The sequence below is a fragment of the Providencia sp. PROV048 genome (genome assembly GCF_033688165.1).
GTDB classification, from domain to species: domain Bacteria; phylum Pseudomonadota; class Gammaproteobacteria; order Enterobacterales; family Enterobacteriaceae; genus Providencia; species Providencia hangzhouensis.
Genome location: NZ_CP096360.1, coordinates 1,412,348 through 1,426,616, shown reverse-complemented (window position 1 = coordinate 1,426,616; position 14,269 = coordinate 1,412,348). Strand labels below are relative to the sequence as shown.

Below are 14,269 nucleotides of genomic sequence, written 5' to 3'. Positions count from 1 at the left end.
CTTATGCCAAACGTGGGTTAACTTTATCTGGGTTGATGTTGTATTTTTTAATCGCTTCTTCAACGACTTTTACATCAATCTCACCACGTTTAGCTAATTCACCTAACGCTGCAACGATCACATAGGATGTATCCACTTCAAAGTGGTGACGCAGGTTTTCACGACTGTCTGAACGACCGAAACCATCTGTACCCAGAACACGGTAATCACTTGCAGGAACATAAGTACGAACTTGTTCTGCAAACAGTTTCATATAGTCAGTTGATGCAACTGCTGGTGCATCATTCATAACTTGAGCAATGTATGGAACACGTGGTGCTTCAGATGGGTGCAGCATGTTCCAACGCTCACAATCTTGGCCATCACGTGCTAATTCAGTGAATGAAGTCACGCTATAGACATCAGAACCGATTCCATACTCAGCAGACAAGATGTCAGCGGCTTCACGCACGTGGCGCATCATTGAACCTGAACCTAACAGCTGAACTTTACCTTTGCTACCTTCAACAGAAGCCAGTTTATAGATACCTTTACGGATACCTTCTTCTACGCCTTCTGGCATTGCTGGCATGTGGTAGTTTTCATTCAGCGTCGTGATGTAGTAGTAAACGTTTTCTTGTTTCTCACCGTACATACGCTCTAAGCCGTCTTGCATGATCACCGCAACTTCGTAAGCGAAAGCTGGGTCATAAGAAATACAGTTAGGGATAGTCAGTGATTGAATATGGCTATGGCCATCTTCATGCTGTAGACCTTCACCATTCAGGGTTGTACGGCCGGAAGTACCACCAATTAAGAAACCGCGTGCTTGTTGGTCACCCGCTGCCCACATCAAGTCACCAATACGTTGGAAACCAAACATTGAGTAGTAGATATAGAATGGGATCATCGGCAAGTTGTTAGTGCTGTATGATGTCGCAGCCGCTAACCAAGAAGAACCTGCTCCCAGCTCATTGATACCTTCTTGCAGAATTTGACCTTTAGAGTCTTCTTTATAGTAAGCAACTTGCTCACGGTCTTGCGGAGTATATTGCTGGCCTTTAGGGCTATAGATACCGATTTGACGGAATAGACCTTCCATACCAAATGTACGTGCTTCATCAGCGATGATTGGTACTAAACGCTCTTTGATCGATTTGTTTTTCAACATAACGTTCAACGCACGAACGAACGCGATAGTTGTTGAAATTTCTTTAGATTGCTCTTCCAATAATTGGCTGAAATCTGCCAGTGCAGGGATATCCAGTTTTTCGTCAAAGGTTGAACGACGAGCTGGCAAATAACCACCTAACGCTTGACGGCGCTCATGCAGATATTTGTACTCTTCGGAATCTTTTTCAAACGTAATGTATGGCAGTTTTTCAATTTGCTCATCAGCAACGGGTACATTGAATTGATCACGGAAATGACGAACGCCATCCATGTTCATTTTCTTCACTTGGTGAGCAATGTTTTTACCTTCTGCAGTTTCGCCCATACCATAACCTTTGATGGTTTGCGCTAAAATAACAGTTGGTTTGCCTTTAGTTTCTTGTGCTTTTTTGAATGCAGCATACACTTTCTTCGGATCGTGACCACCACGGTTCAGTGCCCAAATTTCATCATCAGTCATATCTTTAACTAATGCTGCAGTTTCTGGGTAACGATTAAAGAAGTGTTCACGAACGTATGCACCGTCACGTGATTTAAAGGTTTGGTAGTCGCCGTCTAAGGTTTCGTTCATTAGTTGAACAAGTTTACCACTTGTATCTTTACGCAGTAATTCATCCCAACGGTCGCCCCACATAACTTTGATAACTTGCCAGCCAGCACCATTAAAGATACCTTCTAGTTCATTAACAATTTTACCATTACCTGTAACTGGTCCATCTAAACGTTGCAGGTTACAGTTGATAACAAATACTAAGTTATCTAATTTATCGCGAGTTGCGATAGTAATTGCACCTTTAGACTCTGGCTCATCCATCTCACCATCACCAAGGAATGCATATACGCGCTGAGCTGATGTATCTTTCAGTCCGCGGTTATCAAGGTATTTCAGGAATTTCGCTTGATAAATAGCATTAATTGGACCCAGACCCATTGATACAGTAGGGAACTGCCAGAAATCAGGCATTAATTTAGGGTGTGGATAAGAAGACAGACCATTTCCACCAATTTCTTGACGGAAGTTGTTCATTTGCTCTTCAGTTAAGCGGCCTTCCAAGAACGCACGTGCGTAAATACCTGGAGAGATGTGGCCTTGGAAGAAGACTAAGTCCCCGCCGTCATTGTTATTATGCGCACGGAAGAAGTGGTTAAAGCACACTTCATATAAAGTTGCTGATGACTGGAAAGAAGCCATATGGCCACCCAGTTCTAAGTCTTTTTTGGAAGCGCGTAAAACAGTCATCACTGCGTTCCAACGAATTGCAGAGCGAATACGGCGCTCTAAATCCATGTTACCAGGGTATGCCGGCTCATCTTCAACAGCAATTGTGTTGATGTAATCAGAATGACCAGATGCACCAGCGGCAATATTAACACCGCCTTTACGCGCTTCGCTTAATACCTGTTCGATAATAAACTGAGCACGATCAACACCTTCTTCACGGATGACCGATTCAATCGCCTGTAGCCAGTCGCGAGTTTCAATCGGATCCACGTCATTTTTTAACATATCTGACATGGTGTATTCCTTATCTGTTATCTATTTTATATGTTTATGTGGAGCCTATCTTCCTGCTATTTTCCCAGTCGCTATAAAACAGCGGGAAGATAGGCCCTGATGTAGTTGCCGCTTTAACTCTCAATTAGAGTATTCACAATAATATAGACGCAGCAGTCAGGATCTATATTATCAATTCAAATCAGGATGTTGCTGTAACCGACGTAAAGAACGTTCTCTGCGAGTTTGCTCTCGGCTAATATCCAACAGTAAATCTTCGATAAAGGCTAAATGGCGATGAGAAGCTTCACGTGCTTTTTCTGGTTCTCTTGCCATTATAGCGGCAAAAATTTGTGCTCGATGTTCACTAACTGCTTTATACATTTCTTTACGGGTATATAAGAACTCAAAGTTCTGACGAATATTTTGTTCTAACATCGGGATCATACAACGCAATAGATGTAGCAAAACGACGTTATGAGCAGCTTCAGTGACAATTAATTGATATTGTAATACTGCATCTGACTCTGCTTCTAATCCGCCATTTTCTTGCGCTGTCTTAATTAATTCATAGCTTTGGCGAATCCGTTCGAGATCTTCATCTGTACCACGGAGTGCCGCGTAATACGCAGCAATACCTTCAAGGGCATGACGAGTTTCAAGAAGATCGAATTGAGATTCTGGATTGCCTTCAAGTAGCTGAGCTAAAGGGTCACTAAAGCTTTGCCACATTTTCTTTTGCACGAATGTTCCGCCACCTTGGCGGCGAGATAAAAGGCCTTTCGCCTCTAATGTTTGAATTGCTTCACGCACTGATGGTCGAGATACGTCAAACTGTTTTGCAAGTTCGCGTTCAGGAGGCAGCTTTTCGCCAGGGCGTAATATCCCTTCGAAAATAAGATGTTCGAGACGCTGCTCTATTACATCTGATAACTTTGGTTGGCGAATTTTACCGTAAGTCATAATCTGCCATATTCATGAGTGAGTAATTATTGATTACGTATTACCCAGTGTTAATTGGTAATACCAATTTATTTATGGGTTAATAAAGTAACAAAGTATTCACTATCTGTCCATAAAGACCTTGCGCTAAATCATAAAATCCTGCAAATCTTAACAATTTTTTTTAAAATTTAGCATGAATTGATAACTTAATATGCAATTTGATATGACATATTTTAACATTAAAAACGATTTTTTATGCTAAAATGCAAAAACTGAACCGTTAAAGCAAGCAATATAATGAATTTAAATTTAAAATAAGTGCATTTAAAATCAAATCAACTCATTAATTGCAGTCTCTACTCGTTTGGAACACAACAGCGTTAATGAAATGTTAAAATTGCAAGTGATTTTAAATTTAACTCAAATTTTATTGATTAAATTACACTCAAGCCTATCTATTATTTTAGAATAAAATTGATGTCGAAAATAAAATAGCACTGTAATGTTTCAATTTATAGGTGGCACGGAAAATGCGATAAGGTTTCGAGATTCGATTAGCTAGGAGCTACAAAATATTTCGTTGTAACCCATTAAATAGTTAAATCAATGCCAAAATACAATTTGGTAACGAGTGAGTCAGATGTTAGTCACCTATTTAACGCATTAACGTAAATAGGTGACTAATGTATAGGTCTCATCAATAACACTAAGATTAATGAGCCCAGTTAAGGCACCCTGAGTGTATTAACCGGATCACTTACCTATTCTTATCAATAAAACGCATAGACAAATCCATGGCTTTAATATGTTTGGTTAGCGCCCCAACAGAAATAAAATCAACCCCTGTTTCTGCGAACTCTTTTATCGTTTCTAATGTGACATCGCCAGAAACTTCAAGTGCCGCTTTTTCTGCCGTTAACACTACCGCTTCTTTCATCATAACTGGAGTAAAATTATCCAACATAATGATATCAGCATTCGCTTTTAAAGCTCGTAATAGCTCATCTAAGCTTTCTACTTCAATTTCAATTGGGACATCCGGATGGGCGCTACGCGCTAATTCAACAGCTCGCTCGACTGAACCTGCGGATATAATATGGTTTTCTTTTATTAAGTAAGCATCAGATAAACCTAGACGATGATTAAACCCTCCCCCCATCAATACCGCATATTTTAAAGCGGTTCTTAAACCAGGGATAGTTTTACGGGTATCAAGTAACTTCGCTCTTGTACCTGTGATTTGTTTTACATATTCGGCAGTTATACTTGAAACAGAAGAAAGCGTTTGAATGAAATTCAAAGAGGTGCGTTCACCTGTTAATAAAATTTGTGATGGGCCATGCATCTCACAGAGAACTTGGTTAGGGGTAACGGTTTCACCATCTTGAACTTTCCAATCAATGTTGACTTGCCCACCAAGTTGAAGAAAAACTTCATCTAACCATTGTTTCCCACAGAAAACGCCATGTTCACGAGTAATAATTCGAGCACTCGCTTGTGTGCCTACATTTAACAGCTGACCAGTAATATCTTTTTTATAATCAACAGATTGACCTAAATCTTCTTTCAAAGCAACACTGACCATAAAAGGAATGTCAACCTGCAACCGCTCAAGAAGCATTTTACGTCTTTGTTGTTCATCATATCGCCGTATAGTCATTTTAACTCCAAAATATGCACTCGCTTTGTTTCATCTATGCTAATCTTTTCGTTCGCAGATAACGAGTGTTAACAAAAAAGAAAAGAGAATACTATGGATAACGATATGAAAATACATAATGGTTGGCTAAATAATGTGACTCATATCCCTTCTCCACATCATGATGAGCGCCCCTCTAATACCATACCTTCTCTTCTAATTATTCATAATATCAGCCTTCCTCCAGGACAATTTGGTGGCCCTTATATAAACCAATTATTTACAGGGACTTTAAACCCTGATGAACACCCATTTTTTAATGAAATCAGACATCTTCGAGTTTCAGCTCATTGCCTAATACGCCGTGATGGTGCAATCATTCAATATGTCCCCTTTCATTTACGGGCTTGGCACGCTGGGCAGTCTTCCTACCAAGGCCAAGAAAAATGTAACGACTTTTCTATTGGTATTGAGCTAGAAGGCACTGATTTTGAACCATTTACAGAAGAACAATATCAATCCCTTACTTATTTAACTAATTTACTTATACTTGAATACCCACTAATTAAAAATAATATTACTGGTCATAGTAATATAGCTCCTGGTCGTAAAACGGATCCTGGCCCATTTTTTGATTGGGGATATTATAAGAATAAATTAAACAATTATTAACTTTATAATTATTAGCGGATAATATCTTTATTCAATTTACCCGCTAATGAAAAATATATAAACTTATCTTCTCTTAATTTATAACTGAACTCCAGCTTCTATTTTTTCTTTATTATTTTTTTGCGAAGCTGCTCGAAGAAAAATAAAACCCCACGCACATTTCAATAAAAAATCACAAATCGTTTCGCACTACCTTTTTTAAACTCTAATTTTAACTTAAAAATACAATTATGATGAAACCTCACTTAACAACGGAGGTTTTATTTATGAATCAACAAGGATTTTCACTCATTGAAATTATGGTAGTAATTGCAATTATATCAATTCTAAGTGCTATTGCTATCCCTGGCTATCAAAGCTATATGCAAAAAGCAGCAATTACTGATGTACTCCAGACTGTTATCCCATATAAAAACAGTGTTGAAATATGTAGCTTTAATCGAGGGAGTTTATCACAATGTAATGGAGGTAATGATGATATCCCTACCAATATAACTGGAAAATACATTAGTAAAATAGAAGTTAAATCTGGAGTTATTACATTTTCTACTGACAAATCATTATCAGGCTTAAAAGTCACATTAACACCAACCCTTCCTAGCATAGGCACCCCCTTTAATTGGACAGTTGTTTGCGAAAACAAAGATAATGCCAAATTGAAGTCATTATGTAATAAAACCTTTGTGTTTTAACTGGAAGTATTTATATGAACATGACTAAAAACGAGCAATTTATTTATAAAGAACTTAAGAGTATATGTGATAGAAATTACATTATAATCATCGATTATAATCAAAAACGGTTATCTATAGCTGTTGTTAAAAAACCAGATGACAACTTGATCGCCACATTAAAATTTATTGCTAGTGTCCCTGTATGCTATGATATTTGGCCAAAAGAAAAAATAGACCATTATTTTAATAATACAATACATGAAATAAAGGAGGAAGAAAATAGTTATCAATCTCCAGAACCCGAACTATTAAGCACTTCATCTCCTGCGATTAGTTTTGTTGAGGAGCTATTAAAAACAGCGGTTCATAAACGCTCATCAGATATACACCTTGAGCCGACTAAGCAAGGGTTAAAAATTCGATTACGTGTCGATGGAAAGTTATATTTTATTCCTTCTCCACCTTACGAAATTAATAGTGAAATTATTGCTCGTATAAAAATATTGGCAAAAATGAATATCGCGGAGAAAAGACTTCCACAAGATGGCCAAATGAGTTGGTACTTTGATGGACAAAACTATAGCATCCGTCTTTCGAGTATTCCGACAATTCATGGGGAAAAATTGGTCTTACGTATTTTAAATACACAATTAAAATATTCTTTAGAGCACATAGGGATGTGCTCTTCCCTTCTAGAGTTATTAAAAGAGTATTTAAATCGTCCACAAGGATTAATTTTAGTCACAGGGCCGACAGGAAGCGGTAAAACAGTAACTCTTTATAGCTACTTAGAATATTTAAATCAATCCTCAAGAAATATAACAACCATTGAAGACCCAATTGAAATTCCATTACAAGGAATCAACCAAACTCAAGTCAATGAAAAATATAAACTTAATTTTTCTTCTATTTTAAGGGCGCTACTGCGACAAGACCCTGATGTCATTATGATCGGTGAGATTCGTGATGAAGAAACAGCTAAGATCGCGACTCGAGCAGCGCAAACTGGCCATCTAGTTTTGTCGACATTGCATACCAATTGTACATTCAGTGCAATAGAGAGAATGAACCAATTAGGAGTAGAAAATAGTCAACTTAAATCATGTTTGAAAATGGTTATTGCACAAAGATTAGTAAGAAAACTTTGCCCTCACTGCAAAGAAAAAACACCTAAGAAAACTAAATTACACAATAACTGTGTAATTAATGAATGGTCCTCAAAGGGGTGTGAGCTATGTTTTTCTGGTTTTATGGGAAGAACCGCTGTTTATGAATATATAGATCAAAGCAATATTAGCGAAATACTGACAAAAAATACATTAGAAAATCAAAGTAATTTTGTTAACCTTTTTAATGCAGGAATAGAGCTTGTTGAAATGAGTGAGACAACTCTCCAAGAAATCTATTCTATCATCGGAAATGGAGTAAATTAACATGTTTATTTATTCATATATCGCCATTGATTTTAACAATCAATTAACATGCAGCACATTAATAGCAAAAAGCAAAAAACATGCATTCATCAACATATCTGAAAGAAATTTAATTCCTGTACAAATAAAGTTAAAAACATTATTTTCATTAGACAAAAAGAATATTAATTATCGAATTCATTTCTTCCACCAGTTATCTTTATTATCATCATCAGGTATTAATCTCGTACAATGCTTAAAAATATTACATACCAACTGCCAACTTCCTTTTTGGATTGATATTATTGAAAACTCGATAGTTCATATAGAAAAAGGAGAGAAGTTTTCACAGTATTTGAAGAAGCACCCAACAATATTTAATGATACTATAATAAGCATTGTTACCATTGCCGAAAAAACAGGGCAATACGAACAAAGTTTTAGTACAATCAATTCAATATTGGAACATAATAATAAAGTGTCTTTAATCATCAGTAAATCGATACGATACCCAATAATTCTTTCTTCATTTTCAATAATGTTATTAATCATTATGATGGTCTATGTAGTTCCTCAATTTGAAAACATCTATCAAAATACCAGACACGAATTACCACTCGTTACAAAAATCATAACCTTTATTTCAAGCTTTCTAAGAGAGTACTTAGTTTACTTATTTTCTTTTCTTTTACTTTCTCTCCCTCTCGTATTTAAATTCAAAGAAAAAACATTATCTTTATTAAAAAACACAATAATTCACCTACCGATATTCAAAAAATCATTACAACTCCATAACTTAAGCTTGTATTTTTTAACGATGCACTCAACAATTAACGTAGGGTTATCATTATCCGAATGTTTAAAATGCACAATTCAAACTATCAATAACCATCAATATAAAAAAGACTGTGAACACGTGCATATATCGGTACATAAAGGAGAGTTACTGTCCCATGCTATGAAGAAAACCAAGTTCTTTCCTGATTTATCTGTACAGCTAATGTCTATTGCAGAAGAATCTGGAAAAATACACTACTTTTCAAAGTATTTATTCAAATATTATTCAGAGCAATATATTTTTATTACTGAAAAAAATCTAAAAAATATTGAACCTATTTTACTCCTTTTAATTGCCATCCTAGTAGGTATGATCATGTTAGCAATGTATCTACCGATATTTAATTTAGGTAATGTTATAACTGAACTATAAATAATTTCATGTGGATATGAATATTACATTTTATCCTAACAACTTTATATAATATTTTTTTAAACTATTCACAGTATATTACTTTGGATGAAGACAAATGATTTATTTCAGTGTAATCTATTTTTTTCAACGAGTAAATGAATAATCATATGCCTTATATAGTTGCTTTAACAGGTGGTATTGGAAGTGGTAAAACAACAGTTGCAAACGAGTTTGCTAGACTTGGAGTCCCCCTAGTTGATGCCGATGTGATTGCACGACAGGTTGTTGAGCCTAACAGCCCAGCCCTTGAAAGCATTAGATATCACTTCGGTGAAGATATTATTCTTCCCAACGGGTGCCTAGATAGGCAACGCTTACGAGACATTATTTTTTCTAAGCCCGATGAAAAAAAGTGGCTGAATGCTCTACTTCATCCATTGATTCAACAAGAAACGCAAAAACAATTTCAACAAATAGATTACCCTTATGTATTATGGGTAGTCCCTTTATTAATTGAAAATAATATTCATCATTTGGCTGATAGGGTATTAGTTGTTGATGTTACTGTCGAAGAACAAATTCAACGAACCCTAAAAAGAGATAAGACCAGTTTAGAACAAGTAACTAATATACTTAATGCACAAGTTAGTCGTGAAAAACGACTTAATCATGCCAACGATATAATAACAAACCATACTCATGGCACGGATCTCTCTGACAAGGTAGCAATTCTTCATAACCAGTACTTAACACTAGCAAGAATAAAAAAATAGGAATTAAAATGGGCGAATTAATTACAACAAATTTAATTACTTATGAATACCCAATGAATGAAAAAATTCGTTCGTGGTTGCGCCTTGAAACACTTTTATCTCAAATTTATGAGTTAAGTAATATTACCTCCTACTCTACTGGTATTGCTTTTTTTCGCTCAGTTTCAGAATTAATTGAAATCCTAGATAGAGGAGAGGTTCGTTCTGAGCTTATAAAAGAACTAGAAAAACAACGAACTCGGCTATCTAATTGGGCAGAAGCTCCTAACGCTGATAACCAATTAATATCTACATTACTAAAACAATTATCAGAAACAACATCCAATTTAATGTCCGCAGCACGCTTTGGCCACCATCTACGTACAGATAAAATTATTAGTATGGTACGGCAACGTTTGAGTATTCCTGGTGGCTGTTGTAGTTTCGACCTACCGACTTTACAACTTTGGTTAAATATTCCACAAAATGAACGAGACAAGGTCATTAGTGGCTGGTTGCAAAGCCTCGACCCACTCAATGATGCATTGCAAACTGTTCTAACACTAATTCGGCAAAATGGAATCTTTGAACAAAAAGAGTCTCATAATGGTTTTTATCAAGACAACGTAGAAGGTAAAGAACTGCTACGCATCAAGTTAACTGCAGAACACTTGGTATACCCACAAATCTCTGGCCACAAAACACGATTCGCACTACGTTTTCTACATATCGACAGTGAGAATGGTATACTCCCCGATATTATTAATTTTGAGTTATCCTGTTGCTAGCTAGAGAAATATTTTTATGAGTGAAATCATTGAAGTTAATTGCCCTACATGTAAAAAAATAGTTGTTTGGAATGAAAATAGCCCGTTCCGGCCATTTTGTAGTAAGCGTTGTCAACTTATTGACCTTGGTGAATGGGCTAGTGAAGAAAAACGAATTGCGAGTCAAGGGGATATTTCTGACAGCGATGACTGGAGTGAACAACCAGATAAATAATGTATAAGTCGTGACATCGTAAATTAAGTGGAAAATATATTATTGTGTATTTTCCACTTAATATCATTATCAGCTATTATGTTGTTCACTTCTCTGTGTTAATAAATCAACAATGATACGGTTTGCTGGGGGAAATTCTTCAGCTTTAAGCTCATGCTGAGAAACCCAACACGAATCCTGCCCTTCTCTACCATACGGTTCATTTTCCCATGAAGATACCATAAAAAAATAGAGTGTAATGAAACGGTCATCAAACTCATGGTCAACCCGATGAAATAACTCGTTCTTAGTCACTACAATTCCAACTTCTTCTTCAAGTTCGCGAATTAAAGCGGCTTCAGGTGATTCATTAACTTCAAGTTTCCCACCGGGAAATTCCCAAAAACCAGCCATATGCGTGCCTTCTGGTCGTTTAGTAATAAAAATTTTTTGCTCGGGGTTACGAATAATCCCAGCCGCGATATGCAAATGTTTTTTTTCCATAATTTTTTCGTCAAAAAGGCGGGTTACCCCGCCTTTTTTATATTAATGAGTTAATAGTAAATTAATTTAAACGGCCATGGCATTGCTTGTATTTTTTACCCGAACCACAAGGACAAGGGTCATTACGGCCAATTTTGTGACCTTGGGTTGCAATTTTAGCTTCGGTTTCAGTCATTAAAGATTCAGCGCCCGCTTCATGGCTTAATTGTTGCCTCTTCGCTAAACGCTCAGCTTCTTCACGACGCTGTTGTTCTAATGCTTCAACCTCTTCAGGTAAACGAACTTGTACCTTAGATAAAGTACTAATCACTTCATATTTCAATGCTTCAAGCATGTTAGCAAACATACTGAAAGATTCACGTTTGTATTCTTGCTTAGGATCTTTTTGCGCATAACCACGCAAATGAATACCTTGACGTAAGTAATCCATTGACGCTAAGTGCTCTTTCCATAACGTGTCTAATGTTTGCAACATGACACCTTTTTCGAAATTACGCATCGCTTCCGCGCCAACAATTTCTTCTTTATGATCATAAACTTCAATCGCTTTTGCCATAATACGTTCACGTAATGTTTCTTCGTGTAACTCTGGCTCTTTATCTAACCACTCTTTGATTGGTAAATCGAGGTCAAAATCATTGACTAAACGCTGATGTAGCCCTTCGATATCCCACATTTCTTCAAGTGATTGAGGTGGAATATAGGCATCCATCGTTGTGGTTAATACATCTTCACGAATGCTATCAACCGTTTCTTTAATATCACCGCCATCCAGTAGTTCATTACGCTGAGTATAAATCGCACGACGTTGGTCACTAGCAACATCATCATACTCAAGTAATTGTTTACGGATATCAAAGTTACGGCTTTCAACTTTACGTTGCGCATTAGCAATAGCCTTGGTCACCCATGGGTGTTCAATCGCTTCACCCGGCTTCATACCTAACTTTTTCATCATGCCAGTAACGCGGTCTGAAGCAAAAATACGCATCAGCGCATCTTCCATTGATAAGTAAAAACGAGATGAACCCGCATCCCCTTGACGACCGGCACGACCACGTAACTGGTTATCGATACGACGTGACTCATGACGTTCTGTACCAATAATATGTAAACCACCTGCTGCTAAAACAGCGTCATGACGAACTTTCCAGTTTGCTTTGATTTCATCAATTTGCTCTTGAGTTGGCTCTTCTAATGCAGCAACCTCAGTTTGCCAGCTACCACCTAGCATGATGTCAGTACCACGACCGGCCATATTAGTTGCGATCGTTACAGCTCCAGCTTGACCCGCATTCGCAATGATGTCAGCTTCCATTGCATGGAATTTTGCATTCAAAACATTATGAGCAATTTTAGCTTTTTTCAACGCATTCGAAATCAATTCGGATTTTTCGATTGAAATTGTACCAACAAGAACGGGTTGCCCATTGGCAGTTCTTTCACGAATATCTTCAATAATTGCTGCAAACTTATCAGCTTCGTTCATATAAACGAGGTCAGGTAAATCTTTACGCACCATTGGGCGGTTAGTTGGGATAACAATTGTATCGAGTTTATAAATTGAGCTAAATTCAAAAGCTTCGGTATCCGCAGTCCCCGTCATACCTGCAAGTTTTTCATATAAACGGAAATAGTTCTGGAAAGTAATTGAAGCCAAGGTTTGGTTTTCGTTTTGAATTTCAACGCCTTCTTTCGCTTCTACTGCTTGGTGTAAGCCGTCAGACCAACGACGCCCTTCCATTGTACGGCCAGTGTGTTCATCAACAATAACAATTTGACCGTCTTTTACAATATAATCAACGTCTAAGGTAAATAGCGCATGAGCACGTAAGCCCGCCATCACATGGTGCATTAACATGATGTTAGAAGGTGAATATAAAGACTCTCCTTCATCCATTAAACCTTCTTTTGCTAGAAGCTCTTCGATTAACATCAGTCCACGTTCAGTTATAGTCACTTGACGCGATTTTTCATCGACAGAAAAATGGCCTTCCCCTTGGAAAGTATCTGAATCTTCTTTCTCTTGACGTTGAAGATATGGAATAAGTTTATCAACTTTTTGGTACAGTTCAGAACTGTCTTCTGCAGGACCTGAAATAATCAGTGGTGTACGCGCTTCATCGATAAGAATGGAGTCAACCTCATCCACCAAAGCATAATGCAATTTACGCTGAACACGCTCTTCAGGGCTAAACGCCATGTTGTCACGTAGGTAGTCGAAACCAAATTCATTATTAGTACCGTAAGTAATATCTGCCGCATATGCTTCACGTTTTGCAGGCGGGGCCATACCTGGCAGGTTGATACCCACAGTTAAGCCTAAGAATTCAAATAATGGACGGTTATTTTCAGCATCACGTTTGGCTAAGTAATCATTCACCGTAACTACGTGAACCCCTTTACCACTTAATGCGTTGATATAAGCAGGTAATGTTGCTGTTAAAGTTTTACCTTCCCCTGTACGCATCTCTGCGATACAGCGTTCGTTTAGTACCATTCCACCGATAAGCTGTACATCAAAGTGGCGCATACCAAATACACGTTTACTTGCTTCACGAACAGTTGCAAATGCCTCAGGAATGATACTTTCTAAACTTTCACCTTTCGTTAAACGCTCACGAAATTCCACCGTTTTTGCTTTTAACTCATCATCAGATAACTTTTCGAAATCGGGTTCAAGACGGTTAATTTTTTCAACTTCTTTACGTAAACGGCGCAACGTACGGTCATTACGGCTACCAAAAACCTTGGTCAAAATCTTTGTTAACATATTTTAATCTCTAATAATCAATTAATTACTTTAAATTTTTATAAATTTTATGGCGTAAAACAGCACAGCGATGAGCTG

At 37.1% G+C, this 14,269-nt stretch carries 12 protein-coding genes; 7 read left to right on the top strand and 5 right to left on the bottom strand.

Annotated features, from left to right (window positions below; genetic code table 11):
* Position 1: 1 nt before the first annotated feature.
* The 3 genes from aceE to nadC all read right to left on the bottom strand — a co-directional run bounded on the left by aceE (position 2) and on the right by nadC (position 5,252).
* On the bottom strand, positions 2-2,668 hold the full coding sequence (aceE, locus tag M1F26_RS06080) for a pyruvate dehydrogenase (acetyl-transferring), homodimeric type (RefSeq protein ID WP_004261984.1): 2,667 nt from the start codon (positions 2,666-2,668) through the stop codon (positions 2-4).
* Between the two features lie 171 nt (positions 2,669-2,839).
* Positions 2,840-3,610 carry a pyruvate dehydrogenase complex transcriptional repressor PdhR gene (pdhR, locus tag M1F26_RS06075; RefSeq protein ID WP_140171015.1) on the bottom strand — a complete coding sequence of 257 codons (771 nt, stop codon included), beginning with the start codon at positions 3,608-3,610 and terminating at the stop codon, positions 2,840-2,842.
* A 739-nt stretch (positions 3,611-4,349) separates the two neighbouring features.
* Positions 4,350-5,252 carry a carboxylating nicotinate-nucleotide diphosphorylase gene (nadC, locus tag M1F26_RS06070; RefSeq protein ID WP_140171017.1) on the bottom strand — a complete coding sequence of 301 codons (903 nt, stop codon included), beginning with the start codon at positions 5,250-5,252 and terminating at the stop codon, positions 4,350-4,352.
* A 105-nt stretch (positions 5,253-5,357) separates the two neighbouring features.
* Between nadC and ampD the strand changes: the two genes are divergently transcribed.
* The 7 genes from ampD to yacG all read left to right on the top strand — a co-directional run bounded on the left by ampD (position 5,358) and on the right by yacG (position 10,935).
* Positions 5,358-5,903 carry a 1,6-anhydro-N-acetylmuramyl-L-alanine amidase AmpD gene (ampD, locus tag M1F26_RS06065; protein WP_140171349.1) on the top strand — a complete coding sequence of 182 codons (546 nt, stop codon included), beginning with the start codon at positions 5,358-5,360 and terminating at the stop codon, positions 5,901-5,903.
* 266 nt (positions 5,904-6,169) lie between these two features.
* On the top strand, positions 6,170-6,595 hold the full coding sequence (ppdD, locus tag M1F26_RS06060) for a prepilin peptidase-dependent pilin (RefSeq protein WP_112307201.1): 426 nt from the start codon (positions 6,170-6,172) through the stop codon (positions 6,593-6,595).
* Between the two features lie 14 nt (positions 6,596-6,609).
* The gene (locus tag M1F26_RS06055) at positions 6,610-8,010 is read left to right on the top strand and encodes an ATPase, T2SS/T4P/T4SS family (RefSeq protein ID WP_140171019.1); all 1,401 of its coding nucleotides are present in this window, start codon (positions 6,610-6,612) and stop codon (positions 8,008-8,010) included.
* 1 nt (position 8,011) lies between these two features.
* Positions 8,012-9,199 carry a type II secretion system F family protein gene (locus tag M1F26_RS06050; RefSeq protein ID WP_140171020.1) on the top strand — a complete coding sequence of 396 codons (1,188 nt, stop codon included), beginning with the start codon at positions 8,012-8,014 and terminating at the stop codon, positions 9,197-9,199.
* A gap of 149 nt (positions 9,200-9,348) precedes the next feature.
* Positions 9,349-9,954, top strand: a complete 606-nt coding sequence (gene coaE, locus M1F26_RS06045; protein ID WP_112307199.1) for a dephospho-CoA kinase — start codon at positions 9,349-9,351, stop codon at positions 9,952-9,954.
* Between the two features lie 8 nt (positions 9,955-9,962).
* Positions 9,963-10,721 carry a cell division protein ZapD gene (gene zapD / locus M1F26_RS06040; RefSeq protein WP_140171022.1) on the top strand — a complete coding sequence of 253 codons (759 nt, stop codon included), beginning with the start codon at positions 9,963-9,965 and terminating at the stop codon, positions 10,719-10,721.
* 16 nt (positions 10,722-10,737) lie between these two features.
* A complete protein-coding gene (gene yacG / locus M1F26_RS06035) occupies positions 10,738-10,935 on the top strand; it encodes a DNA gyrase inhibitor YacG (RefSeq protein WP_004262008.1) in 198 nt (65 codons plus the stop codon).
* Between the two features lie 69 nt (positions 10,936-11,004).
* Here yacG and mutT read toward each other — a convergent pair whose 3' ends face one another.
* Both mutT and secA read right to left on the bottom strand, forming a co-directional pair.
* Positions 11,005-11,418 (bottom strand): 8-oxo-dGTP diphosphatase MutT, encoded by a 414-nt coding sequence (gene mutT / locus M1F26_RS06030; RefSeq protein ID WP_140171024.1) that lies wholly within the window; start codon positions 11,416-11,418, stop codon positions 11,005-11,007.
* Positions 11,419-11,479: 61 nt separating this feature from the next.
* Positions 11,480-14,191 (bottom strand): preprotein translocase subunit SecA, encoded by a 2,712-nt coding sequence (secA, locus tag M1F26_RS06025; RefSeq protein ID WP_140171026.1) that lies wholly within the window; start codon positions 14,189-14,191, stop codon positions 11,480-11,482.
* Between the last annotated feature and the right edge of the window lie 78 nt (positions 14,192-14,269).

Excerpts from the sequence above, each read along its gene's own strand:
- aceE (WP_004261984.1), bottom strand. The coding sequence starts at position 2,668 with ATGTCAGATATGTTAAAAAATGACGTGGATCCGATTGAAACTCGCGAC.
- pdhR (WP_140171015.1), bottom strand. The coding sequence starts at position 3,610 with ATGACTTACGGTAAAATTCGCCAACCAAAGTTATCAGATGTAATAGAG.
- nadC (WP_140171017.1), bottom strand. The coding sequence starts at position 5,252 with ATGACTATACGGCGATATGATGAACAACAAAGACGTAAAATGCTTCTT.
- ampD (WP_140171349.1), top strand. The coding sequence starts at position 5,358 with ATGAAAATACATAATGGTTGGCTAAATAATGTGACTCATATCCCTTCT.
- ppdD (WP_112307201.1), top strand. The coding sequence starts at position 6,170 with ATGAATCAACAAGGATTTTCACTCATTGAAATTATGGTAGTAATTGCA.
- M1F26_RS06055 (WP_140171019.1), top strand. The coding sequence starts at position 6,610 with ATGAACATGACTAAAAACGAGCAATTTATTTATAAAGAACTTAAGAGT.
- M1F26_RS06050 (WP_140171020.1), top strand. The coding sequence starts at position 8,012 with ATGTTTATTTATTCATATATCGCCATTGATTTTAACAATCAATTAACA.
- coaE (WP_112307199.1), top strand. The coding sequence starts at position 9,349 with ATGCCTTATATAGTTGCTTTAACAGGTGGTATTGGAAGTGGTAAAACA.
- zapD (WP_140171022.1), top strand. The coding sequence starts at position 9,963 with ATGGGCGAATTAATTACAACAAATTTAATTACTTATGAATACCCAATG.
- yacG (WP_004262008.1), top strand. The coding sequence starts at position 10,738 with ATGAGTGAAATCATTGAAGTTAATTGCCCTACATGTAAAAAAATAGTT.
- mutT (WP_140171024.1), bottom strand. The coding sequence starts at position 11,418 with ATGGAAAAAAAACATTTGCATATCGCGGCTGGGATTATTCGTAACCCC.
- secA (WP_140171026.1), bottom strand. The coding sequence starts at position 14,191 with ATGTTAACAAAGATTTTGACCAAGGTTTTTGGTAGCCGTAATGACCGT.